Consider the following 25,207-nt stretch of genomic DNA (forward strand, 5'->3'; position numbering starts at 1 on the left):
CCGTGCGCACGTGTCCCGTGTGCGGGGCGTCCAACGGCTCCGCCGACGACTTCTGCGGCAACTGCGGCGCGTACTTGGGCTGGTCGGACACCGCACCGCCCCCGAGAGCGCCCCGGCCCGCATCCCCGGAGCCGGCGGCCCCGCCGGACCCCGCCCCGGCGCCCGCGCCCGCGGGGAACGCCACACCGACGCCCCCCGAGACCGCGCCCCCGGCGGATCCCACCCCGGCGCCCCCCGAGACAGCGCCACCGGCGGATCCCACCCCGGCGCCTCCCGAGACAGCGCCACCGGCCGACGTACCCGCGCCCGTGCGTCCCGCGAAGCCGGTGGCCCCGCGCCCTGTCGTACGCCCTTCTGCGGTGCCGGACGAAGTGGCGGGGGTGCCCTGCCCCGCCTGCGGCACGCCCAACCTGCCGGACCGCCGATTCTGCCGACGCTGCGCGGCTCCGCTGAACCCCGCCGCGAGGCCCGACCCGCTGCCGTGGTGGCGGACCGTGTGGCCGTTCCGCCGCCGGGTGCGTGCGGGCTCGGGCCGGGCGGTGCGGTTCCTCGTGATCCTCACCGTGGTGGTGGCCCTGTGCGCGGGCGGTTTCCTGCTGCTGCCGGCGGGACGCGCCCTGTTCGAGGACGCCCGGGACAAACTCAGCAAGGCCAAGGCCGTGACCCCTGTGGAGACCGAGGCGAGCGCCGAGCTCCCCCGGCACCCGGCGACGAACACCACGGACGGGCTGAGCAATCGCTACTGGGGCGCGCCCGGACCCGGCGCTTCGGTGACCTACACCTTCCGCAAGCCGTTCCGGCTGGTCGACCTGATCATCACCAACGGCGCGTCCGCGTCCGCGGAGGACTACGCCCACCAGGCACGCGCACTCCAGCTGGAACTGGAGGTGACGACCCCGGACGGCACGAAGCACATCAAACAGCTCACCCTCAGCGACAAGCCGGGCCCGCAGACGATCCCTACGAGGATCAGCGACGCGAAGACGGTACGCCTGGTCCTGCGCTCGGCCACCGGCCTGTCCCCGGGCCGTCACCTGGCCCTGGCGGAGGTGGAGTTCTTCCAGCGGGGCTGAGTCAGGGAGACGGCAGGGAGCGGAGCTGCCTGCGGGAGCCGACCCCGAGTTTGGTGAACACGTTGCCGAGGTGCCACTCCACCGTGCGGGGGCTGATGAACAGCTGGGCGGCGATCTCGGCGTTGGTGTGTCCGGCCCCGGCCAGTCCGGCGATCTGGGCCTCCTGGCTGGTGAGTTCGGAGGTGACGCCGACCGTCCGTTTGCGTACGGTCTCGCCGGTCGCCGACAGCTCCCTGCGGGCGCGCTCGGCGAAGCCGTCGGCTCCGATGCGGCTGAACGCCTCGTAGGCGAGACGCAGTTGCGTGCGGCTTTCCTGGCGGCGGTTCCGGCGGCGCAGCCACTCGCCGTACAGGAGGCGGGCGCGGGACAGATGGACGGCGATCCGGCAGCGGCCGAGGTGCTCGACGGCCTCCTGGTAGAGCGCCTCGGCCGCCCGGTCGTCGCTCAGCAGCGCGCGGGAGAGGGCCTCCGTGCCCAGGGCCCACTCGGTTCCGCAGGCGCGTGTGCGCGCGGTGAGCTTGTCCATTGCCGGTGCGGCGGCCTCCGGGTGCCCGCTGCGGGCGGCCGCCTCGATCAGTTCGACCAGGGCCCACCCGAAGAACCCCAGATCCTCGTACCGGCAGGCGCTCGTGGCGGCCGCCAGCGCGGCGTCGTAGCGGCCGAGGCCGTTGTACAGCAGCGCGGTGGCGTACTCGGCCAGGCCGAGAGCGCGCCCCTCGCCGCGGGCACGCACCTCTTCGCTGGTGGTGGCGATGAGGTCAAGGGCCTCGGATTCCCGTCCTCGCCAGGCACTCAGCACCAGCGAGGTGTACATCATCGGTACGCCGCCCACCGCCTCCGAGATCGCCGTCGCTTCGTCGATCAGGGCCGCCGCGGTACCGAATTCGCCGGCATGCACCTGGAAGCACGCCTGGTAGGTCAGGGCCATCGGGAGGACGGCGAGCGCCCCCGCTTCGCGGGCGATGTCGACGGCTCCGGCCGCCAGCTCGTGCCATGCGTCGTCGTCCCACAGTTCCGGCGCGAGCGGCTCGGGCGTCACACGGGACGCCAGCCACAGCCAGTGCCGGTCCGCATCCGTCGCGCCGGACTCCTGCTCCTGCCGGACCGTGTGCAGAGCATGCCGGAGAGCGTCGACGCCGGCCGCGTGGCCGTCGATGATCAGGGTGGTGATGCTGTCCAGGAGGATGTCGACCATCCGCGGCGGCGTCGGGGGCGCCGGTCCGGCGCGGGCCGCCTCGGCCACCTCCCGGGGCCCGGGTCCTTCGCCCAGCCGGCCGGCGAAGAACGCCGCGCCGACCGCTTCCAGCAGGGTGTCCCGCGCGAGGGCCGCGTCGAGGGGCGCCAGCCGCCGTGCGGCGTCGAGCAGCAGCCGGGGCGCGTCGCTGCCACGTACCCGGGAGAACACCAGCCGGGCGCGCAGCCGCTCGATCCGGGCGTGCTGGAGGTCGTCGAGCGGGCCGGCCTCCGCGACCGCCAGCAGGTTGAGGGCCTGGTCGGTGCCTCCGGCGTCGGTCTCGGCCTGGGCGGCGGCCAGTGCACGGGTGACGCGGTGTGCGGGATCGGGCGTCAGTTCCGCCGCCCGCCGCAGGAACGAGGCCGCCGCGGCGGCTCCTCCCCTGCCCTGGGCCCGGCATGCCGAGCGCTCCAGGTCGACGGCGACGCCCTCGTCGGGCCGGGCCGCGGCGTGAGCGCGGTGCCACGCCCTGCGATCGGGATCGCGGCGCGGGTCGGTGGCCTCCGCCAGTGCGCGGTGCACCGCCCGGCGATCCGGCGCGGACGTCCTGCGGTAGACGGCGGAGCGCACCAGGGGGTGGTGGAACCGCACCCTGGTACCGAACTCGACCAGTTCCGCGGCCTCGGCCGGCGCCGCCGCGCCGGCCGGTATGGCCTGCAGTCCGGCCGCGCGCCACAGCAGATCCACGTCTCCGGTCGGCTCGGCCGCGGCGGTCAGCAGTAGCCGCCGGCTGTCGCGCGGAAGTGATTGGAGCCGCTGGTGGACGGCGGTCTCGATGCCGCTCGCCACGGGGTGCCTGCCGGGGAGCGCGAAGCCTCCCGCCAGCTCGGCGGGCTTGAACGCGTGCGGAGCCTGCAGCAGGGCCATCGGGTTGCCGTGCGCCTCGGCCACGATCCGGTCCCGTACGAGCGGGTCGAGCGGTGCGCGGACGGCCGAAGCCAGCAGGGCACGCGCGTCCGGCTCGCCGAGGCCCTCGACGATCAGCTCGGGCAGCCCCGCCAGCGCGCGATCGTCGCCCTCGCCGGGCTCCCGCAGGGCGAAGACCAGAGCCACCGGTTCGGCCATCAGCCGCCTGGCGACGAACGCCAGCACCCGAAGGGACCCGTCGTCGAGCCACTGCGCATCGTCGACGAGGCAGGCCAGCGGCCGGTCCCCGACAGAGCCGGCCAGCAGACCGATCACGGCCAGACCCACCAGGAAGCGGGTGGGCGCCTCGCCCGCCCGCCCCTCCCGCCCCTCCCGCCCCTCCTGGCCCTCCTGGCCTTCCTGGCCCTCGCGGCCTGCCCGGCCCTCCTGCAGTCCGAAAGCCACGGACAGTGCGTCGCGCTGCGGTCCTGGCAGCTGATGGAGTCGGTCAAGCAAGGGCGCGCAGAGCTGCTGGAGGCCCGCGAACGGCAGCTCCATCTCCGCCTCGACACCCGCGACCGAAACGGTGCGGAAGCCGACAGCGCGATCGGCCGCGTGGTCCAGCAACGCGGTCTTGCCGATTCCCGCCTCCCCGCGAAGGACGAGAACCGCGCTGCTGCCCGCCCGTGCCGTGGCCAGCGCCTGCTCCAACGCGGCCAGCTCCCGGCCCCGGCCCCGCAGGGGGACCTGCGCATCGATGGCGGGCACACCCATGGTCGGTCTTCCTGGTCCGCCGCTACTCCATTGCCGTGATCTTATTCCCATTTGGGTGCTTTTGGCAGTGACGGAGAGCCGAAGGGCGACCCCGGCCCCGACCCCGGTCCGACCCCGGCCGCGGCCCCGGGGCCAACCCCCGGGGTTTCCCCTGGGGCGACGCCCGTAGGCCGGGGCCATGGTGGACGAGCCGGGCGGCACGGAGCCGCCGGCCACAGCAAGGAGACACCCCACATGTCTGTTACTCCCGAAGCGACGGCGATCCGCCCGTTCACGTTCGAGTTCCCCGAGGCGGACCTCCAGGACCTGCGTGCGCGTATCGAGGCCGCGCGCTGGCCCGAGAAGGAGACCGTTTCGGACCAGTCGCAGGGCACGCCGCTCGCCACGGTCCAGGAGCTCGCGCGCTACTGGGCGTCGGAATACGACTGGCGCAAGGTCGAGGCGAGGCTGAAGGCCCTGCCGCACTTCATCACCGAGATCGACGGGCTGGACATCCACTTCATACACGTCCGCTCGAAGCACGAGAACGCTCTGCCGCTGATCGTGACGCACGGCTGGCCCGGCTCGGTCATCGAGCAGCTGAAGATCGTCGAGCCGCTCACCGACCCCACGGAGCACGGCGGGGACGCGGCCGACGCCTTCCACCTGGTGATCCCGTCGATGCCCGGTTACGGGTTCTCGGGCAAGCCGACCGAGAAGGGCTGGGGCCCCGAGCGCATCGCGCGCGCCTGGGGCGAGCTGATGAGGCGCCTCGGCTACACCCGGTACGCGGCGCAGGGCGGCGACTGGGGTGCGGTCGTCACGGACACCATGGCCGCTCAGGAGCCCGAGGGCCTGGTCGGTATCCACACCAACATGCCCAAGGTGATTCCGCCCGCCATCGAGGCGGCGATCGTGCTCGGCAATCCGCTGCCGTCCGACATCGTCCTGGCCAACGACGAGGAGAAGGCGGCCGTCGAGCAGCTGGACTTCGTGTACCGGCACGTCTACTACGCCTACATCATGGGGTCCCGTCCGCAGTCGCTGACCGGTCTGGCGGATTCCCCCGTCGGCCTGGCGGCCTTCCTGCTCGACCACGACAGGGACAGCCTGGCCATGATCGCCCGGTCCTTCGCCGGAGAGAAGGAGGGCCTGACCCGTGACGACGTCCTCGACAACATCACGTTCTTCTGGCTGACGAACACGGCGATCTCCGCGGCTCGTCTGTACGGGGAGAACACGCGGCCGTTCTTCGGTTCCGTGGGTGTCAGGCTCCCGGTGGCCGTGAGCGTCTTCCCCGAGGAGCTCTACCAGGCTCCGAAGAGCTGGGCGGAGCAGGCGTACCCGAACCTCGTCCACTACAACAGGCTCCCCAAGGGCGGGCACTTCGCGGCCTGGGAGCAGCCGGAGCTCTTCGTCGAGGAGGTCCGTACGGGCCTCAGGTCGCTCCGCTAGCCGGCGGTGACCCGGCGCTTCCGACAGGCGCCGGCACTGCGGGGCGGCCGGGTGACTCGGAGTCGAGTCACCCGCCGCCCCGAGCCGTGTCACGGCGCCTCGTCGAGCGAGTCCCGCAGGCGGGGGCCGGGGAGCGAGTCCCGCAGGCGGGGGCCGGGGAGCGAGTCCGGCAGGCGGGGGCCGGGGCCGAGGACGGTCCTTAGGGCGTCGCCGCGCCCCGGAGCGCGTGGAGGAGCCCGTGCAGAGCCGGCTGTCCCGGAGAGGGGTCGCGTGTCGCCGCGTGGATGGCCCTGATCGGCTCCGGGTTGCGGAGCCTGCGCACGACGACCTCGGGATGGCGGTTGCCCACTCCGAGCAGCGGCATCGCCACCGGCACCGAACGCGGCCTCCGCCCGGTGCGCCTCGGCGGCCTCCTGCTCGGGTTCGCCGGTACGGTGCTCATCCTCGCCCCCTGGCGGCAGTCCGGCTCCGTGGGCTGGGGCGCCCTGGCCATCCTGGCCGCGGCGGCGAGCTACACCGTCGCCTTCGTCCACATGGGGCGCAACCTCGTCGGCAGGGGGATCCCCACGCTCTCCCTCTCCGCGGCGCAGCTCGTCGCGGCGACGGGCTGGACCGCACTGGCACTGCCCGTGGGCGGCGGCCCGGAGTCGATCGAGCCGACCCCGTCGGTCGTGATCGCCGTCGTCGTCCTCGGCGTCCTGTGCACCGGGATCACCTTCCACCTCACCTACCGGATCATCGCGGACGAGGGCGCCACCAACGCCGCCACCGTCGGCTACCTGCTGCCGGTCGTCTCCGTCGCGCTGGGCGCGATCGTGCTCGACGAGGAGCTCGGTCCCCGGATCATCACCGGCATGGCGATCGTCCTCGTCGGCGTCTCCATGACGCGGCACAACCGCACGCCGCCGGTCGCGGACGCGGCGCCGGCGGCAGGCTCCTGAACGGACCGGCGCCGACGACGCGGGCCGCGCCGGTTCGCCTGCGGGACACGATCGGGTGGTGTGGATCGGTTCACGGCGCGTACATCTGTCCGGTCCTCCACGCTGACCTGCCTGAACAGCGTCCGGAAGGAGCCGAGTTGACTGCCGGGGACACCGAGAAACCCGCCCAGGATCCCGCCCAGGATCCCACTCAGAAGTCCGGCCAGGAGTCCGATCGGAGAGCGACGGAGCAACCCGAGGAGAAGACCACCGGCAAGCACACCGACAAGCCCGCCGAGAAGCCCGCCGGCAAGCACACCGACAAGCCTGTCGAGGAGTTCAGGTACCGCTCCTCCCGCACCGCCGCCCTCGCCCGCCGCCCCGTCACCACCTGGGAGATGGCCCGCCGCCTCCCCCAACTCGTACGCCGGGCCCTCGCGCTCGCCTGGCGCATCGACCGCAGAGCCGTCGCGGCCCTGCTGACCTGCCAGGCGCTGTCCGCCGCGCTGGAGGCGTTCGGGCTGATCGCCACCACGCAGACCATCACCGCCCTCATCGCCTCCGGCGACATCCGGGACCGGCTGGCCGGTGCGCTGCCCGCGATCGGCCTGCTCGCGGGTGCGGCCGGGCTGCGCGCGCTGCTCGCGATCGCCGTCAGCAGCATCTCCAGCCGCCTCTCGCCGCGGATCTCGCGCGAGGCGGAGCTGGAGATGCTGGACGCCGCCGTCCACACCGAGCTCATCGCGTACGACCACCCCGGCTTCAACGACAAGTGGGAGAACGCCGACCGCGGCGCCGAGGTCGCACAGGATCTGATCACCGAGTCCCAGCAGGTCATGGCCTGCGTGGCGTCGGTGGTCGCGGCGGCCGGGGTCATCACCGTGCTGCACCCGCTGCTGCTGCCGCTGCTCGCGCTCGCCGTGCTGCCGCAGGGCATCGCCAGCATGAAGGGCGCCCGTGTCCACTACGAGACCAGCCGCGCGATGGCCGCCGAGCGCCGTACGCTCTCCCATCTGCGCTGGTACATCGCGGATAAGCTCACCGCCGACCAGCTCCGCTCCGGCACCATGGCCGGCTTCCTCCTCGGCCGCTACCGCACCATCGGCGCACGGGTCGACGCCGCCACCGACCGGGCCGTGCACCGGGGCGCGCGGTACGCCCTGATCGGCGCGCTCGCGGGCGGTGCCGCCTCGGGCCTGCTCTGGGTCTCCCTCGGGCTGCTCCTGGCGACCGGCCGGATGTCGGTGGCCTCCGCGGGCACGGCCGTCTTCGCGCTCCGCACGGTCGGTACGTCGCTCCAGGGCATCGTCGGCTACGGCACCCGCCTCTTCCGTACGGGCCTCTACTTCGACGACTGGGTGGAGTTCACCCAGGAGGCCGGGGGCCATCGCATCGGCCGGGGCACGCTCGCGCCCGCGCCGCCGGCGGCCGTCAGGGCCGAGGCGCTGACGTTCCTGTACCCGGCCTCCGACGCCCCGGCGCTGAAGGAGGTCAGCCTGGAGGTCCGCCGGGGCGAAGTCCTCGCCCTGGTCGGCGAGAACGGCTCCGGCAAGACCACCCTGAGCAAGCTGCTCTCCGGGCTCTACCTGCCCACCGAGGGCCGGGTGACCTGGGACGGCCGGGACACCCGCGACCTGGACGCGTACGCCCTGTGGTCGCAGACCGCCGTCGTGCCCCAGGACTTCGCCCGCTGGCCCATGAGCGCGCGCGAGAACATCACGCTCGGCCAGCCGCACGGCGGCGACGCGTCGGTGGCGCGGGCCGCCGAGCGCTCCGGCGCCGCGGAGGTCGTGGACCGGCTGCGCAGCGGACTCGACACGCTGCTGGCCCGTGAGTGGTTCGGCGGCGTCGAGCTCTCGGGCGGCCAGTGGCAGCGCATCGCGATCGCCCGGGCGTTCCACCGGCCCGCGGGGCTGCTGGTGATGGACGAGCCGACCAGCGCCCTCGACCCGCGCGCGGAGCACCGTATCTTCACGGGGCTGCGGGCGATCGCCGAGGACCGGGCCGTCGTCCTGGTGACCCACCGGCTCGCGAACGTCGCCGTCGCGGACCGGATCGTCGTGCTCGACCAGGGCCGCGTCATCCAGCAGGGCACGTTCGCCGAACTCGTGGAGGCCCCCGGGCTCTTCCGGGAGCTGTGGGAGCTCCAGAACGACCGGGGCGGCATCCCGGCGCCCCGTACCGAGGGCGCGTAGGCGTCTCCCGGGGCCGGCACGGGCCCTGCCGCCGCACGGGAGGCGCGGCGGCGGGGCTCACGGCCCGGCTCTCTTCCGCCACTACACTCCGGATGCGGAACAATCAGTTAGATATGGGGCATAAGCCTTGTCCGGAGGGGCTGTTCGATGGCCGATGTGACGGTGACGGGTGCACTCGCCGCCGAGGCGTACGTGTACGGGTATCCGCTCGTGTACGAACTCACCGTGGCCGGGGCGTGCGCGCGCAAGGGCCTCGGCGCGCTGCCGCCCACGCCGTTCAACGCGTTCGCGCACGCCCGGCAGCTCGCCGACCACCACGACAGCTTCGTGTCGGTCAGCAACGACACCGTCCACTCGGTCGCGCACCTCGACCTCTCCGGCGGGCCGCTGGTGCTGCACGTGCCGGACGCGGACGGGGCGTACTACGTCCTGCAGTTCGTGGACGCGTGGACCAACAACTTCGCGTACGTCGGCACGCGCGCGACCGGCACCGAGGAGGGGCGGTGGCTGATCGCCCCGCCCGGATGGGCCGGCCGGGAGCCCGAGGGCGTGCGGGGTGTCATCGACGCGCCGACCGCCGTGGTGACGCTCGTCGGGCGCTGGGCCTGCGCCGGCGCCGACGACCTGCCGAGGGTCACCGCGCTCCAGGAGCGGCTGACGCTGGAGACGCTCGACGGGACCGTGCATCCGACGGGGCTGCCGACGCCGGAGCCGGGGGTCGCGGACGCGCTCGGCTTCTTCGAGAAGCTGCGGGTGTGGCTGGCCGACTTCCCGCCGTCCGCGGCGGACGCCGCGTACCAGGAGCGGTTCCAGCCGCTGGGGCTGCTGGAGGAGGGGCCCTCACCGTACGTCTCGCCCGAACCCGGGCTGGCGAAGGCGCTGAAGGACGGCTTCGCCGGGGGCCGGGCCCGGATCGAGGAGGCGGCGGCACGGCCCGCGGCGGACGCGCCGCCCGGGGAGTGGCTGCTCGACCCGCACGCCCACGACTACAACCTGGACCACTTCGGGATCGGCGCGCTCGACTCCCCGCAGTGGAGGACGGCGGACCGGGAGGGGTCGTATCTCGTACGGGCCGTGGCGGCGCGCACCTCGTTCTGGGGGAGCCACGGCTACGAGGCCGTCCACGCGCAGGTCTTCACCGACTCCGCCGGCGAGCGGCTCAACGGCTCCCGGGCGTACACCCTGCGCTTCGAACAGCCGCCGCCGGTCGGGGCGTTCTGGGCGGTGACCATGTACGACACACCGGACCACTATCTGGTCGCGAACCCCATCGGGCGTTACGCGGTCGGGGACCGGACCCCCGGCCTCGTCCGCGCCGGCGACGGCTCGCTCACCCTCCACATCCAGCAGGACCGGCCCTCCGACCCCGCCGGGGCAGCGAACTGGCTGCCGTCCCCGCCCGGTGACTTCCGGCCCATGGCGCGGCTCTACCTGCCCGAGGCGCCGGTGCTGGACGGGACCTACCGGCTGCCGCCGATCGAGCGGCGCCGGTGACGGACCGGCCCGGGGGCAGGCGTCCCGCCCCGGGCCGGCGTCGCTTCAGCGGGCCGGCGTCGCGTCAGTCGGCGCAGTGGATCAGCGAGCGCACCATGCGGCAGGTGGTGTCGGACGGCGGGTGGATGCCGATGCGCTCCGCGGTCGTCCGTATCCGGCGGTTGCTGGCGTTCGCCGGGTGGTAGACGCCCGTGTCGAGCAGGGCGATGGCGAGGCGCATGGCCTTGAGGCGGCGGTTGTGGGACTCGTACCACTCGCGGGGCAGGCCCGCGGGCAGTGGCTGCTTCCTGAGCTTCGTCGGCTTCGTCGGCTTCGTCTGCGGCTTCGTCTGCCGCTGTGTCAGCAGCTTTGTCTGCGGCTTTGTCTGCGGCTTCGTCGTGACTGCGGCAACGGCCATCGGCGACCTCCTGGCGCGGTGGTTGGACCCTCACGAACTCATTCGATTTTACCGCCGAGCACTGACAATCGCCGCTGGCCAGAAGGGGTTTGAGTGGCTCGTGGGGGTACCGTGGCGGGATGGAGATCTGGATCAATCCCGCATGCTCGAAGTGCCGCAGCGCGCTGCACCTGCTCGACGAGGAGGGCGCCTCGTACACCGTCCGCCGCTATCTGGAGGAGGTCCCGACCCAGGACGAGATCCGCGAGGTCCTCGGTCGGCTCGGCCTCGAACCGTGGGACATCACACGGACGCAGGAGGCCATGGCGAAGGAGCTGGGGGTGAAGGAGTGGCCGCGCGAGGCGGGTTCGCGCGACCGCTGGATCGCGGCGCTCGCCGAGCACCCGAAGCTGATCCAGCGTCCGATCATCACGGCCGACGACGGCACGGCGGTGGTGGCCCGCACGGAGGAGGCGGTACGGGACGCGCTGGGCCGCTGAGCGCCCTCCGGCCGGTCGCCGAACACGCCGCCGCTCGGCCCTCACCTGCGAAAACTTAAGCCTCAGTTAAGGAAGTCACCCCTGTGGCGGTTGAGCGGAGCGCTCGGCCTACTCGTACGTAACGGCACACGGAACCGATCCGGCCGCCGCTTGCGGCCGGGGACAGGAGCTCTCACGTGTCGCGCAAGAAGACCCTCAGCGGAAAGAAGAAGCTCGCCCTGCTCGTCGGCGCCGCAGCACTCGTCGGCGGCACTGCGATTGTCATGACCGGGACAAGTCAGGCTTCGGTGGCCTGCGACGGACTCGCCCAGGCGATTCGCAACAACGAGAACTTCATCGCCGGCCAACGGGCCAATCCCGACGCCCAGTCGGCGGCCAGGATCGCCAACCGGGAGGCCGTGATCGCGCAGATCAGGGTCCAGCAGGAGGCGGCGGGCTGCGAGGCCGGCGAAGGAAGCGGGGAGGCCGGCGGAGGACAGGCCGCTCCCCCGGCGCAGCCCCCGGCCCAGGAGCAGCCGCCCGCCGGGCAGGCGCCCCCGGCCGAGGAGGCACCGCCCGCCGAGGAGCAGCCGCCCGCGGACGAGGGCGCCGTCGGTGAGGTCGTGTGCGCCGGCTCGACGGTGACGCTGTCCGGCGAGGGCGGCGCCCCGGCCGCCTCCAGCAACCAGTTCCCGGTCGGCACCACGCTGAAGGTGACCAACCTCGACAACAGCAAGTCGACCACCGTCGAGGTCACTTCGGTCTCCGGCAGCTGCGCCCTGCTGAACAACGCCGCGTTCGAGCAGGTGCGGGAGCCCGGCAAGTTCCTGATCCGCAAGGCCAGGATCGAGCGCGTCGGCTGACTCCGCTCGGCCGGGCCCCGCCGGTCGGCCGGGGCGCCCCGGCCGACCGGCGGGGCCCGGGCCTGGCGGAGGGGCGGCTGCTAGGTCGTGTCTTCAAAGTCCCGTCTGCCCGGCGGCGCCTGGCACGCACCCTCGCTGCGTTGTCGTCGGTCGCCTATGTCCCCCGTAGCCCTTCGGGCACGGGAGGTGCCCCCACCGCATGGACTCCCTCCTCCGCCTCGCGATCGCACGCACCAGACACCGCCAGGCCCCGCCCTCCGGGCGGACGACGCCACTTCGAAGCCACTCCCTAGGCCAGCCGCTCCTCCGCCTCCGCCAGGATCTCCGTGATCCGCAGCCCGAACCGTACGTCGCAGGCGTGCGCGTCCCCGCTGCGCGCCGACTCGATCAGGGCGTCGACCGCCGACCGGAACGAGCCGATGGCGTCGCCGCCCAGCGGCATCGCCACCCGGCCCCGCTGCCCCACCAGCTCGACCGCGGTACCGGACGCCGCCTGCGGTGTGCTCAGGCTCAGCGTCGCCGTGCTCGACGCGCCGGAGGCGTGCCGCAGCGCGAGATGGACGGTGTCGGCAGGCCCGCGCAGCGCCGTCAGTCCGGTGACGTCGCCGAGCACGGGCAGCAGTACGGACAGCGCGTGCGGGCCGACGTCCCACAGTCCGCCCTTCTCGCGCCGCCAGGGCGAGGCGGCGAACGGGCTGTCCGAGTCCGCCGCGTAGAGCGATCCGAGCCACTGGGCGTGGGCGGTGAGCCAGCCGCCCGCCGCGGCCTGTTCCGCTATCCAGGGCGCCGTGGCCGCCGCGAACCGCATCGTGCAGAAGACGACGGACGCGACGCCCGTCTCCTCCGCCGCCGCCGCGACCTCGCGCGCGCCCGCGACCGTCGTCGCCACCGGCTTGTCCATCAGCAGGTGCCGGCCCGCCGCGGCCGCCCGGGCCGCCAGCGGCGCCTGCACATCCGGCGGCAGCGCGAACGCGATGGCGTCGCTCGCCCCGATCAGCGCGTCCACATCGTCGTACGCCTTCACGCCATGGGTGTCGGCGAGCGTCGCGGCCGCCTCCGGACGGCGTCCCCACACCCCGGTGAACTCGACCTCCGGATGCGCGGCGAGCGCCGGTGCCTGGGTGATTCCGGCCCAGGGGCCGGTGCCGAGAAGTCCGATCCGCAACTTTGTCATGCGGGCCAGTCTGCCCTGCGGAGTCATCGGGCGGTGGAACGGGTGGTGACGGTCTCACCGGCCCCGCCCTCCGTATACGACTCGGGCGCCGCGCACCGCCCACGCCCCCGGTGCGGCCGGACAATCGCAGGAAAGCTGAGTAACACGGGGTTCACAATCGGGCAACCGACGGGAAATCCCGTGTTGCCAAGCTGCCCGGCATACCCCGCTGCAGGCAAAGGATGAGGCCCGTGACCTTCAAGGCTGAGTACATCTGGATCGACGGCACCGAGCCGACCGCGAAGCTTCGCTCGAAGACGAAGATACTGGCCGACGGCGCCGAACTCCCCATCTGGGGCTTCGACGGGTCCAGCACCAACCAGGCCGAGGGCCACGCATCCGACTGCGTCCTGAAGCCGGTCTTCTCCTGCCCGGACCCGATCCGCGGCGGCGACGACGTACTCGTGCTGTGCGAGGTCCTGAACACGGACATGACCCCGCACCCGTCCAACACCCGCGCGCGGCTGGTCGAGGTCGCGGAGAAGTACGCCGCCCAGGAGCCGATCTTCGGCATCGAGCAGGAGTACACCTTCTTCGACGGCGAGCGCCCGCTCGGCTTCCCGGTCGGCGGCTTCCCGGCCCCGCAGGGCGGTTACTACTGCGGTGTCGGCGCCGACGAGATCCACGGCCGCGACGTCGTCGAGGCGCACCTGGAGAACTGCCTCAAGGCGGGCCTGGGCATCTCCGGCATCAACGCCGAGGTCATGCCGGGCCAGTGGGAGTTCCAGGTCGGCCCGCTGGCGCCGCTGGAGGTCTCCGACCAGCTCTGGATCGCCCGCTGGCTGCTCTACCGCACGGCCGAGGACTTCAAGGTCTCCGCGACGCTCGACCCGAAGCCGGTCAAGGGCGACTGGAACGGCGCGGGCGCGCACACCAACTTCTCGACGAAGGCGATGCGCGAGGGGTACGACGCGATCATCACCGCGTGCGAGTCGCTCGGCGAGGGCTCCAAGCCGCTGGACCACGTGAAGAACTACGGCGCCGGCATCGACGACCGCCTGACCGGCCTGCACGAGACCGCCCCGTGGAACGAGTACAGCTACGGCGTCTCGAACCGCGGCGCGTCGGTCCGAATCCCGTGGCAGGTCGAGAAGGACGGCAAGGGCTACATCGAGGACCGCCGTCCGAACGCGAACGTCGACCCGTACGTGGTGACCCGCCTGCTCGTGGACACCTGCTGCTCCGCGCTGGAGAAGGCCGGCCAGGTCTGATCCGCCGCTCCGCGCCCGCGAAGGGGGCGCCCGCCATGACCGGCGGGCGCCCCCTTCGCTGTCAGTGAGGTGTGCCATCGTGGCACGCATGCTTGCGATCTACGTGAAGACAGAGGGCCGGCAGCGGCACCTCCGCCCGACGGCGCGACAGCTCGACGAGCTGGTGCACCGGATCGGCGCCGAGGGCGACAGGTTCCTCGTGGTGGAGCGGATACCGGACCTGCCCGACGTCTTCATCCAGGTCTGGCACAAGGCCGGCGGCGACTACACGCTGGAGCACCGCGACGGCGCGCACGACCGCCACTTCCAGGTGCGGCTCGACGGCCCGGAGGCCGTGGTCACGGCGATGCTGGGGTGGGCGCGGCTGGAGGACGGCTGGGACGCCGGTCCGGACTGGACCCTGCTGGACATGGGTCCCGCACCGGAGCCCGCGCCCGAGTTGGCCCCGGAGGACCGCGAGCAGATCGAGGAGCTGGTGCGGGGGCTGCTCGCCGGGGGCTACGGCACGCGGGCCGAGCTGGCCGAAGCGGCGGAGGAGTACCTCGTCGACGGGGACCGCCGGCCGGTCTCGTCCGAGCAGGCCCGGCAGCTCGTCGACCGGCTGTGGCTGGAGCGGGTGGCCGAGCAGGCGGGCTGGGAGGGCGAGACGGACCCGGAGCGGCTCACACGCGCCTTCGCGGCGCTGGAGGCGTCCGGTGTGACCGCCCGGGAGCACTTCACCTGCTGCCGGTCGTGCGGACAGGCCGAGATAGGCGGCGCCGGCTCACCCGGTGCGCGCGGCTTCGTCTACTTCCACACGCAGTGCACGGACGCGGCCGCGGCGGGCCACGGACTGACGCTGCTGTACGGCGGGTTCGACGGCTCGGAGGAGACGACGGCGGCGATCGGGCGCGAGGTCGTGGCGGCGCTCGCCGAGGCGGGGTTGCGCACGGACTGGTCCGGGGATCCGGGGCAGGGCATCACGGTGACGCCGCTGGACTGGCGCAAGCGGCTGGTGGGCTGAGGGCCGGGAGCGAAGCGAGGGGAGGCGGTGAGCGGAAGCGTGGGGGGAGGCGATGGGGTCGGGATGGCGCCAAGGACCCGTCCGCCTGGTGGAAGGGGTCTGCTGCCGGCCGCGCCCGTCTGCTTGAATGGGGACATGGTCGGCATCGAGAGCAACGCGACAGGTCGCACCGACCTGGAGCCGTTCTGGCCGTCCCGTCAGCACCACGACTTCGACCGGGTGTGTTGCCGCGCGAGGAACGCGTCGGCCCTCTAAAGCCCCCCCTGAGCCCCCGTTCAGGTCCCGGCCTTCGGCCGACGCGCACGAAGTACGTCCGTACTCCCCGTACCTCCCGTACTCCTTCGCGCGAAAGAGCTGACTTCTCATGGCGAACACCCGTCCCCTCTCTGCTGCGACGACCGCCCCCCGCCCCGGCGAGGGCCGACACCGGCTCAGGGCCGTCGCCCCGGACGAGGTGGTGCACCTCCCGGACTTCCTTCCGCCGGGCGCCACCTGGCTTCCGGCCCCCCAGCACACGCTGCCCGCACTGCCGGGCCGGCCGCCGATGGTCGGGTACCTCGTGCTGGTGCCGGCCGATCAGCTGCCGCCCGCCCCCGTCCCCGTCCCCGCCCCCACCCCCGACGCCGACCCCGCGGCGCCCACCGCTGACGGCGAGGGGCCGGTGCGGATCGACTCCTCCCGGCGCACCGCCGCCGTCGACGGACGGCAGCTCGACCTCACTTATCTCGAATTCGAGCTGCTGGCGCATCTGGTGTCCCATCCGCACCGGGTGCACACCCGCGACCAGTTGGTGACGACCGTATGGGGTTACGGGCATGTCGGCGACGGCCGGACCGTCGACGTCCATGTGGCCCGGCTCCGCCGCAAGCTGGGCGCCGAGCACCGCCACACGATCCAGACCGTGCGGCGGGTCGGCTACAAGTACGCGCCCTGAGGAAGCGGGAGGGGGCCGCGATGCCCATCGCGGCCCCCTCCCCTCCCGTCAACTCCCGTCGCTCTCGTCGCTCCCGTCGCTCCCGTCAGGACTTCGCGCGGGACCGGGCGACCAGGCCCAGTGCGATGTCGGCCGCGAGGAACACCAGCAGGCTGACGCCCAGCATCGGCACGAACCAGCCCACCGCCGCCGTCGCCGCGACCAGCGGCAGCAGCGCCGCCGGGGGCACCTTGCGCCAGGCGCCGCGCGGCATCGGCCGGCCGACGCCCAGCGCCCGGTCCTTCGTCGGCCTGCGCAGCCACCACATGCGGTAGCCCCAGACGATCAGCAGGATCAGCGCCACCATGAGCACGGCGAGGGCGAGCTGGTTGACCAGGCCGAAGAGGACGCCCATGTGGGCGTCGATGCCGAACCGGGTCAGCTTGGCGAGAAGCGGGTAGTCGGCGAACCGCAGCTCGTCCATCACCCTGCCGTCGGCGGGGTCGATCGCGACCGAGTCGAGGTTGACGGGGAACAGGGTGTCGGTCTCCTTGACGACATATCCACTGCCCTCGGCCGGCAGGATCACGGAGATCCTTCCCTCGACGCCCTCGGCCGCGGCGGCCTCGACCGCCCTGTCCACACCGACGTCGGGGCCCTGGTGACCGCCCTCGTGCCCACCGCCGCCGTGGCCGTCGTGGTCTCCCCCGCCCCCGGAAGCACCGTCGAGCGTGGCGGTGACGACCGGGGTGGCGCCGCCGAGCTGGTCCTGGACAGCGCCGATGTTCTCGCCCGCGTACTTCGACCAGGTCAGTCCGGTGGCGGAGAGCAGCACCAGGCCGGTGACGGCCCACAGGCCGACGGAGCCGTGCCAGGAGAGGGTGCGGCGGCGGCCGTTCACGCCACGTTCCGGCAGCACGAGGGCGCGCCTGGCGGACCGTTTGCGGCCGATCCACAGCAGCAGACCGCCGAGCGCCACGACCCACAGCCAGCTGGCGGCCAGTTCGCTGTAGTAGCGGCCGAGGTCACCGAGGTGCAGATCGCGGTGGAACTCGTCGAGCCAGGTGCGCAGCGGCAGGGCGCCGGAGCTGCCGTAGCTGGGCAGTTCGCCGCGCACCTGGGCGGTGTAGGGGTCGACGAAGACGGCGAGGGACTTGCCCTCCTCGACCTCGGGGCTGGTCATCAGCACGCGCGTGGTCGCCCCCTCCTCGGGCGACGGCCACACCGCGGTGGCGGTGCCCTGCGGATGGGCGTCCCGGGCCGCGGAGACCTGGGTGTCGAGCGGGAGTGTCCGCTCGCCGACGTCGGTGGTCAGCTCATGGCTGTAGATGATCTTCTCTGCCTGGAAGGACAGTGCGTACAGCAGTCCGCTGGTGGCGGCGAGGAGAAGGAGCGGGGCGATGAGGACGCCCGCGTAGAAGTGGATGCGCAGGACGAGAGGACGCAGCGCGCTCCAGAGGGAGCGGGGCTCCGCCGCGGCCGGCGCCTCGGGTGTCTCGGTGCCCCGTACGGGGTCGTCAATGGCCATGGTGATCCTTGGAGTTGGCGTTGACACAGGGGAATGCGGCCCCTGGTGTCAGACGAGCGCTCCAGGGACCGTGGCGCGGGTGGACGGGCGGCGGGGCGGCCCGCGCCGGGAGAGGGCGTGCGCGAGGACGACGCCGTGGAGGCGGCGGGGGGTGCGGGGCCGCGGGCGCAGGGCGTGCGGCGGTTCCGGCACGCGTACGACCGCGAGGAGCAGCCGGAGCGGTGCGAAGGCGAGGGTGCCGACCGTGCGGGCCAGCCGGAAGAAGGCGGCTTCGCCGCGCGCGAGCCAGAAGGCGCAGACGGCGGCGGCGAGGAGATGGGCGAGGAGCATGCCGGTGGAGCCGGCCATGTCGGCGCCGAGGCCGGCGAACGTCCCGGCCGCCATGGGGTCCGCGGACATGTGGTCCACGCCTATGGGGTCCGCGCCCATGGAGGGCATCCCTGTGGACGCCATCCCTGTGAAGGCCATCTCTGTGGAGTGCATACCCGCGGCGTGCGAGGCACTGGCGGAGTGCCCGGTCCGCGCCGCGCCCCACAGTGCGGTGTGCCCGTCGGAGCCCGCGAACAGCAGATGCAGTGCGCCCTGGACGGTCACCAGCCCGGTGCCGATCGACAACGCGCCCCGGTATCGCGCACCCGCCAGCCAGGCCGTGCCCCCGCTCACCGCGAAGGCGACGGCGAGCACACTGCCGGGCAGATCATGCCCAGACAGGGACGAATGCCCCACCGCGGCCAAGGTCACGCACACCGCCGCGAACAGTGCGGCTCGCAGGGCGCGCATCGGCGACCGGGCATTCGTCATGTCCCGGCCATGGTGCCATCAGGGCCACCGGATCCGGCAGACGGGTGCACGACCCGGTTTGCCGGATTCCCCTCGGAGCGGATTCCCCTCGGAGCGGAAACCGCGCTGTCCGCTGCCTCCGGGGGGCAGAGTCCGGACCATGAGACTTCTGATTCTGGGCGGGACGGAGTTCGTGGGGCGGGCCGTCGCGGTCGCGGCCCTGGCGCGCGGCTGGGACGTCACGGTCTTTCACCGCGGGCGGCACGAGGCACCGGAGGGCGTGTCCGTCCTGCACGGCGACCGCACCGCGCCGGACGGGCTGAAGGCGCTCGCGGAGTCGGCCGGCGACTGGGACGCCGTGGTCGACACCTGGTCGGCCGCGCCCTCCGCCGTCCTGAGGACGGCGGAGCTGCTCGCCGGCCGCGCGCGCCGCTACGCGTATGTGTCGAGCCGGTCCGTCTACGCCTGGCCCGCCGCCGCGGGTCTGGACGAGAACGGGCCGCTGGTCGAGGGCGCCGCACCCGGCGCCGAGGCCACCGACTACGCCCGCGACAAGCGGGGCGGCGAGCTGGCCGCCGTGGAGGCGTTCGGTGCGGACCGCTCGCTGCTGGTGCGGGCGGGGCTGATCATCGGCCCCTGGGAGAACATCGGCCGGCTGCCCTGGTGGCTGAACCGGGTGGCCCGCGGCGGCCCCGTGCCGGCCCCCGGTCCGCGCGAGCTGCCGTTGCAGTACATCGACGTACGCGACCTGGCGGAGTGGATCCTCGACGCCTCGGAGGCGGGGCTGTCCGGACCGTACGACCTCGTCAGCCCCCAGGGACACGCGACCATGGGCGAACTCCTCGACGCCTGCGTCCGGGTGACCGGCGCCGACGCGGAGCTGCGCCCGCTGGACGAGGAGACCGTCGCGGCGGCCGGGGTGGAGCCGTGGACGGACCTGCCGATCTGGATCCCGCGCGGCGAGACGTACGACGCGCTGCACGGCTCGGACGTGTCCAAGGCGCTCGCCGCGGGCCTGCGATGCCGCCCGGTCGCCGAGACCGTCGCCGACACCTGGGCGTGGCTCGGCTCCCTGGACGGCGAGCCGCCGCTGCGCACGGTCCGCAGCCACGTGGGCCTGTCCCCGGAGCAGGAGGCGGCGCTGCTGCCGGACGTCCCGCGCGATCCCGCGTAGTCCCGCCCGTTCTCGTCCAGGCCGGGGCGGCGTGGCCCCGCACGGTCTCGCGCGTTGTCACGTGTTCCGTCCGGTTTGCGAGTGGAGATTTCTACGAATTCCAGGGGCGGTTGAACGAGCGGCATGCGGGGCCCGTATGGAACGACGCCTTTTCCCCTCCCGGGATTGGAGTTCCATGGGACGCTCAACACGCAAACGCTCAACGCTGGCAAACCGGGCGATCGCCGCCTCGGCTGCCCTCATTCTGGGCGGGGGTGGGCTGGTAGGCGCCAATTACTACGCATCGGCGGGTGAGGGTTGGGGCTGGACCGGCCAACGTCCGGCCCAGACCACCGGTGCCGGGCAGTCGATGTCGACCATCGACTGCCCGGACGTCGGCAATGAACTGCCGGAAGTACCCGAAGGAGTGCGCGGGTCGGTCGACCGTGAACTCGCCACGCTGGACACCCAGATCACCACCGCCTATCAGCGGTTCGCCGAGAACAAGGAGCGGATCGAGAGCGATCCCGCCTTCGGTGAGCAGCAGATCCTGACGCCGCTGAGAAACGAGCGGCTGGTGATCATCCAGCGGATCGTCGCGCTGATCGACCAGGAGGCCGACCAGCCGCAGGGCCTGGAGGCCATGGCCCCCTGCACCCTGCGCGCCGACGACGACCAGAGCGGCGACGGTCAGAACGGCGACGGCCAGGACCAGGGACAGGACCAGGGTCAGGACGGCGGCGAACAGGACGGCGGCCAGGACCAGGGCGGCGGCGAGCAGGGCCAGGACGGCGGCGAGCAGGGCGGTGACCAGGGCAACGGCGGTCAGGCCGGCAACGGCCCCGAGGAAGCCGACTTCGTCGACATCCAGTCCGTCGAGCCGAACGTCAGCACCCCCCGCAACCGCCGCGGCGCCTCCCGGGGCACCTTCACCACCGACTGCGGCCGGAACCAGAACGGCAAGTTCAACCCGGACAACGTCATCGTCGCGCCGGGTGTGAGCAATGGCGCCCACCATATGCACGACTACGTCGGCAACCAGGCCAACGACGCGTTCGCGAGCGACGACGACCTCGCCAACGGCGAGACCACCTGCCGCAATCAGGGCGACAGGTCGACTTATTACTGGCCGGTGCTGCGTCTGCAGAACGGCCAGGACGAGAACGACGCGAATGCCGACGGCGGCGGCAAGGACCAGAACGTCGGAGAGATCCAGACCCCGGCCCAGGTCACACTGAATTTCGTGGGAAGTCCGGTCAGCAGGGTGACGGCCATGCCGCGTTTCCTGCGGATCATCACCGGTGACGCCAAAGCGTTCACCAATGGTGATGCCAACGCCAATGCGTCCTGGAGCTGCACGGGATTCGAGGACCGGCAGCTGAAGGACAAGTACCCGATCTGCCCCGAGGGCAGTCAGGTGGTCCGCACATTCACGTTCCAGAGCTGCTGGGACGGTCAGAACACCGACAGTGCGAACCACCGCACCCATGTCGCCTTCGCGGACGGGAACGGCCGCTGCCAGAACGGCTTCCGGGCCATTCCGCAGCTGGTGCAGCGGATCGTCTACGACGTGCCGCCGCCGCTCTTCGACGGGGAGAACCCCAGCGTCTTCGCGGTCGACTCCTTCCCCGAGCAGCTGCACAAGCCGATCACGGACCACGGCGACTTCATCAACGTCTTCGACGAGAACCTCATGAACAAGGTGGTGAGCTGCATCAACGGCGGCCGTCGCTGCCGCTGAGCGAGCCGGGGACTCCTCGCCGAACCCTCCCTGGTGGTGCGGGCCCTGCCCGCACCACCAGCTTTGCTTCCCCCCTCCCCCACACCCCTCAGACCTGCGCGGCCGGCTCAGTGATGGCCGGAGTGCCCCTCGTCGCTCCCCCCACCGCCGCTCCCGCTCCCCGGGTGCCGGCCGTGCGACGAGCCGGCCTCCACGGTCCCGCCGAGCCGGCCGCGCAGCGCCGCGACCACCTTCTCGTCGCCGACCGCGACCCACTTCCTGCCGACGAGATACGAGCCGCCGTAGTCGTTCGCCTCGTTGATCCACTCGCGCTGGCCGCGGTCGGTGGCGAAGGTGGCCAGCACGTACTTCCCGTCACCGGTCGTGCAGTTCGCCTGCCGGAGCTCTTCGGCATCCGTCTGGATGTTCGGCTCGCACTCGGCCTTCGCGGCCAGCTCTTCCAGGGTCCCCGTCGCCGTCTCCGGCGCGTCGGGGGCCTTCTCGTCGTCCGCGCCGCAGCCGGAGAGGGCCGCCACGGCCGTCAGGGCCAGGGCGGCCAGGGCTATCGGGGTGGTGATTCGCCGTCGTTCCGTACGCATCTCGCCATCGTGCCCGCTCGGCACACCGGTGCGCTGGCGAACGCGGGGTAACGTGCGCACCTCACGCACCTGCTGTCTCCCGCGCACCACAGAAGCACCACCGAGGAGTGGCGATGACGAGGCTGTCGAGACGTTCACTGCTGGGGAGTGCGGGGGCCATCGGGGTGACGGCGGCGTTCGCGTCACCCGCCTCGGGGGCCTCGACGGCAGGAGCGGGCACGCCCGCCGGCGGAGACACGGACACGGCGCAGGACACGGCAGGAGACACGGCAGCGGCCGGGGCCGCGGACTCCGCGCGCGCCGCGCTCCTGCGGCTGCTCCTCCCCCAGCACGCCGCCCAGTTCCGCCTCACCGTGGTCCCGGTCCCGGTCCCGGCCGGGACCGGACGCCCCGACCGCTTCCGCGTCTCCGGCACCACCGGCCGTATCGAGGTCGAGGGCACCACCCCGGCCGTCCTGCTCACCGGCGTCCACTGGTACCTCAAATATGTGTGCCGGGCCCATATCTCCTGGTCCGGGAGCCAACTGGAACTCCCCCAGCGGTTGCCCGCCCCCGCCGGACCCCTGGAGCGCGAAGCCACCGTCGCGCACCGGTTCGCCTTCAACGACACCCACGACGGCTACACCGCCCCGTACGCCGACTGGCCCCGCTGGGAGCGGATGATCGACGTCCTCGCCCTCCACGGCTGCAACGAGGTGCTGGTGACGGTGGGCCAGGAGGCCGTCTACCACCGGCTGCTGCTCGACTTCGGCTACTCCGACGCCGAGGCCCGCGGCTGGCTGCCCGCCCCGTCCCACCAGCCCTGGTGGCTGCTGCAGAACCTGAGCGGGTACGGCGGCCCGATGAGCCCCGCTCTGATCGCCCGGCGCACCGAGCTCGGCCGCCGCGTCGCCGCCCGGCTGCGCGAACTCGGCATGTCCCCGGTCATGCCCGGCTACTTCGGGACCGTCCCCGACGGCTTCTCCGCCCGCAACCCCGGGGCCCGCACCGTCCCCCAGGGCACCTGGCAGGCGCTGCGCCGCCCCGACTGGCTCGACCCGCGCGGCGAGGTCTTCGCCCGGGTCGCGGCCGCCTTCTACCGCCACCAGCGGGAACTCTTCGGCGACATCGGCCATTTCAAGATGGACCTGCTGCACGAGGGCGGCACGGCGGGCGACGTGCCCGTGCCGGAGGCGGCGCGCGCCGTCGAGCGGGCCCTGCGGACCGCCTGCCCCGAGGCGCTGTGGATGATCCTCGGCTGGCAGGCCAACCCCCGCCGCGAGCTGCTCGACGCGCTCGACCGGCAGCACGTCCTCATCGTGGACGGCCTCTCCGACACCGACGGCGTCGAGGACCGGGAGCGGGACTGGGGAGGGGCGCCGTACGCCTTCGGCACCATCCCCAACTTCGGCGGCCGGACCACGCTCGGCGCCAGGACCCACACCTGGACGGAACGGTTCACCGCCTGGCGCGACAAGCCGGGCTCCGCGCTCGCCGGCACCGCCTACATGCCGGAGGCCGCCGAGCGCGATCCTGCGGCGCTGGAGCTCTTCTCGGAGCTGGCCTGGCGGAGGGAGCCGGTCGACCGCGACGCCTGGTTCGCCTCGTACGCCGAGCTGCGCTACGGCGGCCCGGACGACGCGGCGCGCACGGCGTTCGCCCGGCTGCGGGACTCGGTCTACCGGATCAGCGCCGCCGACGGCCGTCCGCACGATTCGAGGTTCGGCGCCAGGCCGTCGCTCGGCGCCCCGGCCGACGCCTCCTACGCACCGCGCACCCTCTCCTACAACCCGGGCCTTCTCGACCAGGCGTTCACGGCGCTGCTGGCAGTGGCGCCCGAGCTGCGCCGCTCCGACGCGTACCGCTACGACCTCACCGACGTCACCCGGCAGGTGCTCGCCAACCGCTCGTGGCAGCTGCTGCCGCACCTCCATTCCGCCCATGGGCGCGGCGACCTGGCGGCGTTCCGCACCCTGGCCCGGCTGTGGCTGAGGCTGATGCGGCTGAGCGAGGAGACGGCCGGCTCCCACCGGGCGTTCCTGCTGGGGCCCTGGCTGGAGGACGCCCGCCGCGCGGCCGGGTCCGATGCCGAGCGCGAGCAGTTGGAGCGCACCGCCCGCACCCTTCTCACCACCTGGGCGGACCGTGCCACGGCGGACAGCGGCCGGCTCGCGAACTACGCCAACCGCGACTGGCAGGGGCTGATCGGGGACGTGCATCTGCCGCAGTGGCAGGCGTTCCTCGACGAGCTGGAGGACGCCCTGGCGCAGGATCGCCCCCCGGAGCGCTTCGACTGGTACGCGCTGGAGGAGTCGTGGACACGGGAGCGGGGAGCGTATCCACTGCGTCCCGCGCACGATCCGCACCGGACGGCGCGCCGGGTGCACGAGGCGCTGTCCGGTGCGCCGTACCAGGGCGCGGTCGCCGTCACGGCGGTGCCCCCGGTGCTCGCGCCGGGCGGCATGTGCCGGGTCACCGCCGTCTTCAGGAACGTGAACGGGTTCCGCCCGACCGGGCCGGTCGTGCTCGGCCTCACCGGTCTCGGCGAGCAGCCGGCGCGCACCCTGCCGCCGGTCGCGGCGGCCGGTTCCGCGACGGCGGACGCGTGGACGGTCCAGGCTCCGCCGGGTCCGCTCGCCGCGCCGCTGGAGCCGCTCCCGTACGAACTGAGCGCCGGCTACGGTCCGCGGGGCGAGGAGCCGGTGACCGCGGTCCAGCGGGGCGGCCTCCATGTGGCGGGGCCGCTGGATGCCGGGTGGCGTACGTACACGACCAACGCGGCCGTGTTCGGGCAGCTCGGCGGGCGCTTCGCGATCAACGGCTCGGGCCGGGACCTGTGGCGGTCGACGGCCCAGTTCGGCGCGGTCCACCGGCCGGGCGCGCTCGCGGACGGCGGCAGCCTCACGGTCCGGGTGGACGCCCAGACGGCGACCGGCCCCTGGGCGCGGGCGGGGATCGTCGTACGCAACAGCCTGGCCGCACCGCACGCGCCCGGTTTCCTCAACCTCGCGGTCACTCCGTCGAACGGCGTGGTGCTGTCGTACGACACGGACGGCGACGGCACGCTCGACGGGAGCCGGCGCGCCGCGGGCGTGCGCGCCCCGGTGCTGCTGCGGCTGAGCCGCTCGGGCGCCTCCTTCACCGGGGAGTTCTCCGCCGACGGCGGGACCACGTGGCGGGCGGTCGCCACGGTCACGGTGCCGGGCGCGGCGGCGGTGCAGGACGCGGGGCTGTTCATGACGGCGGCGCACGGCGGGAGCGGGGCGCGGGGCACGGCCGAGTTCAGCGCTCTGGAGGGGTGGCCACCGGACTGACCTGCGCCCCGGGGACCGGCCCCGTCGCGGGTGGATCCGCGCGCGCCGTCCCTCGCCGTCCACGCCCGGCACGGTAGAACGGTAGAACGGTAGAAACAGAGATACG

19 protein-coding genes are annotated in these 25,207 nt (G+C 73.1%); 13 read left to right on the forward strand and 6 right to left on the reverse strand.

Features of this window, described 5'->3' with window-relative positions:
* Nucleotides 1–359: 359 nt before the first annotated feature.
* Nucleotides 360–1,073, forward strand: a complete 714-nt coding sequence (locus KK483_RS08880; RefSeq protein WP_313878558.1) for a zinc ribbon domain-containing protein — start codon at nucleotides 360–362, stop codon at nucleotides 1,071–1,073.
* Between the two features lies 1 nt (nucleotide 1,074).
* Here KK483_RS08880 and KK483_RS08885 read toward each other — a convergent pair whose 3' ends face one another.
* Nucleotides 1,075–3,927, reverse strand: a complete 2,853-nt coding sequence (locus KK483_RS08885; protein ID WP_262004669.1) for an AAA family ATPase — start codon at nucleotides 3,925–3,927, stop codon at nucleotides 1,075–1,077.
* 234 nt (nucleotides 3,928–4,161) lie between these two features.
* Here KK483_RS08885 and KK483_RS08890 point away from each other — a divergent pair, with 234 nt between their 5' ends.
* From KK483_RS08890 to KK483_RS08905, 4 genes are all read left to right on the forward strand, one after another.
* Nucleotides 4,162–5,361, forward strand: coding sequence for an epoxide hydrolase family protein (locus tag KK483_RS08890; protein WP_262004670.1), 1,200 nt, complete (start codon nucleotides 4,162–4,164; stop codon nucleotides 5,359–5,361).
* Nucleotides 5,362–5,702: 341 nt separating this feature from the next.
* The gene (locus tag KK483_RS08895) at nucleotides 5,703–6,302 is read left to right on the forward strand and encodes an EamA family transporter (RefSeq protein ID WP_313878560.1); all 600 of its coding nucleotides are present in this window, start codon (nucleotides 5,703–5,705) and stop codon (nucleotides 6,300–6,302) included.
* A 137-nt stretch (nucleotides 6,303–6,439) separates the two neighbouring features.
* Nucleotides 6,440–8,476 carry an ABC transporter ATP-binding protein gene (locus tag KK483_RS08900; RefSeq protein ID WP_262004671.1) on the forward strand — a complete coding sequence of 679 codons (2,037 nt, stop codon included), beginning with the start codon at nucleotides 6,440–6,442 and terminating at the stop codon, nucleotides 8,474–8,476.
* Nucleotides 8,477–8,623: 147 nt separating this feature from the next.
* Nucleotides 8,624–9,970 carry a DUF1254 domain-containing protein gene (locus KK483_RS08905; protein ID WP_262004672.1) on the forward strand — a complete coding sequence of 449 codons (1,347 nt, stop codon included), beginning with the start codon at nucleotides 8,624–8,626 and terminating at the stop codon, nucleotides 9,968–9,970.
* Between the two features lie 64 nt (nucleotides 9,971–10,034).
* On the opposite strand, the gene KK483_RS08910 is transcribed toward KK483_RS08905, so the two are convergent.
* Nucleotides 10,035–10,367: a hypothetical protein gene (locus KK483_RS08910; protein ID WP_262004673.1), complete on the reverse strand. Its 333-nt coding sequence runs from the start codon at nucleotides 10,365–10,367 to the stop codon at nucleotides 10,035–10,037.
* 119 nt (nucleotides 10,368–10,486) lie between these two features.
* Between KK483_RS08910 and KK483_RS08915 the strand changes: the two genes are divergently transcribed.
* Nucleotides 10,487–10,846, forward strand: a complete 360-nt coding sequence (locus KK483_RS08915; protein ID WP_262004674.1) for an arsenate reductase family protein — start codon at nucleotides 10,487–10,489, stop codon at nucleotides 10,844–10,846.
* Between the two features lie 176 nt (nucleotides 10,847–11,022).
* Nucleotides 11,023–11,688, forward strand: coding sequence for a septal ring lytic transglycosylase RlpA family protein (locus KK483_RS08920; RefSeq protein ID WP_262004675.1), 666 nt, complete (start codon nucleotides 11,023–11,025; stop codon nucleotides 11,686–11,688).
* A 289-nt stretch (nucleotides 11,689–11,977) separates the two neighbouring features.
* Here the strand turns inward: KK483_RS08920 and KK483_RS08925 are convergent, their stop codons facing one another.
* Nucleotides 11,978–12,862 carry a Gfo/Idh/MocA family protein gene (locus KK483_RS08925; RefSeq protein ID WP_262004676.1) on the reverse strand — a complete coding sequence of 295 codons (885 nt, stop codon included), beginning with the start codon at nucleotides 12,860–12,862 and terminating at the stop codon, nucleotides 11,978–11,980.
* A 230-nt stretch (nucleotides 12,863–13,092) separates the two neighbouring features.
* On the opposite strand from KK483_RS08925, the gene glnII reads away from it, so the two are divergent.
* The 3 genes from glnII to KK483_RS08945 all read left to right on the forward strand — a co-directional run bounded on the left by glnII (nucleotide 13,093) and on the right by KK483_RS08945 (nucleotide 16,049).
* Nucleotides 13,093–14,112: a glutamine synthetase gene (gene glnII / locus KK483_RS08930; protein ID WP_262004677.1), complete on the forward strand. Its 1,020-nt coding sequence runs from the start codon at nucleotides 13,093–13,095 to the stop codon at nucleotides 14,110–14,112.
* 88 nt (nucleotides 14,113–14,200) lie between these two features.
* Nucleotides 14,201–15,115, forward strand: coding sequence for a DUF6891 domain-containing protein (locus KK483_RS08935; protein ID WP_262009405.1), 915 nt, complete (start codon nucleotides 14,201–14,203; stop codon nucleotides 15,113–15,115).
* A 364-nt stretch (nucleotides 15,116–15,479) separates the two neighbouring features.
* Nucleotides 15,480–16,049 (forward strand): winged helix-turn-helix domain-containing protein, encoded by a 570-nt coding sequence (locus KK483_RS08945; RefSeq protein ID WP_262004679.1) that lies wholly within the window; start codon nucleotides 15,480–15,482, stop codon nucleotides 16,047–16,049.
* A gap of 85 nt (nucleotides 16,050–16,134) precedes the next feature.
* Here the strand turns inward: KK483_RS08945 and KK483_RS08950 are convergent, their stop codons facing one another.
* Entirely contained in the window at nucleotides 16,135–17,556 is a 1,422-nt protein-coding gene (locus tag KK483_RS08950) for a PepSY domain-containing protein (protein WP_262004680.1), read from the reverse strand.
* A 48-nt stretch (nucleotides 17,557–17,604) separates the two neighbouring features.
* Nucleotides 17,605–18,357 (reverse strand): hypothetical protein, encoded by a 753-nt coding sequence (locus KK483_RS08955; protein WP_262004681.1) that lies wholly within the window; start codon nucleotides 18,355–18,357, stop codon nucleotides 17,605–17,607.
* A 139-nt stretch (nucleotides 18,358–18,496) separates the two neighbouring features.
* On the opposite strand from KK483_RS08955, the gene KK483_RS08960 reads away from it, so the two are divergent.
* The gene (locus tag KK483_RS08960; protein ID WP_262004682.1) at nucleotides 18,497–19,510 is read left to right on the forward strand and encodes an NAD-dependent epimerase/dehydratase family protein; all 1,014 of its coding nucleotides are present in this window, start codon (nucleotides 18,497–18,499) and stop codon (nucleotides 19,508–19,510) included.
* 175 nt (nucleotides 19,511–19,685) lie between these two features.
* Complete coding sequence (locus KK483_RS08965) at nucleotides 19,686–21,230, forward strand: DUF1996 domain-containing protein (RefSeq protein WP_262004683.1); 1,545 nt, start codon at nucleotides 19,686–19,688, stop codon at nucleotides 21,228–21,230.
* Nucleotides 21,231–21,337: 107 nt separating this feature from the next.
* Here the strand turns inward: KK483_RS08965 and KK483_RS08970 are convergent, their stop codons facing one another.
* Nucleotides 21,338–21,808: a hypothetical protein gene (locus tag KK483_RS08970; RefSeq protein WP_262004684.1), complete on the reverse strand. Its 471-nt coding sequence runs from the start codon at nucleotides 21,806–21,808 to the stop codon at nucleotides 21,338–21,340.
* A 113-nt stretch (nucleotides 21,809–21,921) separates the two neighbouring features.
* Here KK483_RS08970 and KK483_RS08975 point away from each other — a divergent pair, with 113 nt between their 5' ends.
* Entirely contained in the window at nucleotides 21,922–25,101 is a 3,180-nt protein-coding gene (locus tag KK483_RS08975) for an alpha-N-acetylglucosaminidase (RefSeq protein WP_262004685.1), read from the forward strand.
* Nucleotides 25,102–25,207: the final 106 nt, after the last annotated feature.

The sequence above is a fragment of the Streptomyces sp. FIT100 genome, assembly GCF_024584805.1.
Classification (GTDB): Bacteria; Actinomycetota; Actinomycetes; order Streptomycetales; family Streptomycetaceae; genus Streptomyces.

Bases quoted from the DNA above. Each gene is read 5' to 3' on its own strand.
- KK483_RS08955 (WP_262004681.1), bottom strand. From the start codon at position 18,357: ATGACGAATGCCCGGTCGCCGATGCGCGCCCTGCGAGCCGCACTGTTC.
- KK483_RS08915 (WP_262004674.1), top strand. From the start codon at position 10,487: ATGGAGATCTGGATCAATCCCGCATGCTCGAAGTGCCGCAGCGCGCTG.
- KK483_RS08885 (WP_262004669.1), bottom strand. From the start codon at position 3,927: ATGGGTGTGCCCGCCATCGATGCGCAGGTCCCCCTGCGGGGCCGGGGC.
- KK483_RS08970 (WP_262004684.1), bottom strand. From the start codon at position 21,808: ATGCGTACGGAACGACGGCGAATCACCACCCCGATAGCCCTGGCCGCC.
- KK483_RS08960 (WP_262004682.1), top strand. From the start codon at position 18,497: ATGAGACTTCTGATTCTGGGCGGGACGGAGTTCGTGGGGCGGGCCGTC.
- KK483_RS08890 (WP_262004670.1), top strand. From the start codon at position 4,162: ATGTCTGTTACTCCCGAAGCGACGGCGATCCGCCCGTTCACGTTCGAG.
- KK483_RS08945 (WP_262004679.1), top strand. From the start codon at position 15,480: ATGGCGAACACCCGTCCCCTCTCTGCTGCGACGACCGCCCCCCGCCCC.
- KK483_RS08910 (WP_262004673.1), bottom strand. From the start codon at position 10,367: ATGGCCGTTGCCGCAGTCACGACGAAGCCGCAGACAAAGCCGCAGACA.
- KK483_RS08950 (WP_262004680.1), bottom strand. From the start codon at position 17,556: ATGGCCATTGACGACCCCGTACGGGGCACCGAGACACCCGAGGCGCCG.
- KK483_RS08975 (WP_262004685.1), top strand. From the start codon at position 21,922: ATGACGAGGCTGTCGAGACGTTCACTGCTGGGGAGTGCGGGGGCCATC.
- KK483_RS08925 (WP_262004676.1), bottom strand. From the start codon at position 12,862: ATGACAAAGTTGCGGATCGGACTTCTCGGCACCGGCCCCTGGGCCGGA.
- KK483_RS08905 (WP_262004672.1), top strand. From the start codon at position 8,624: ATGGCCGATGTGACGGTGACGGGTGCACTCGCCGCCGAGGCGTACGTG.
- KK483_RS08965 (WP_262004683.1), top strand. From the start codon at position 19,686: ATGGGACGCTCAACACGCAAACGCTCAACGCTGGCAAACCGGGCGATC.
- KK483_RS08935 (WP_262009405.1), top strand. From the start codon at position 14,201: ATGCTTGCGATCTACGTGAAGACAGAGGGCCGGCAGCGGCACCTCCGC.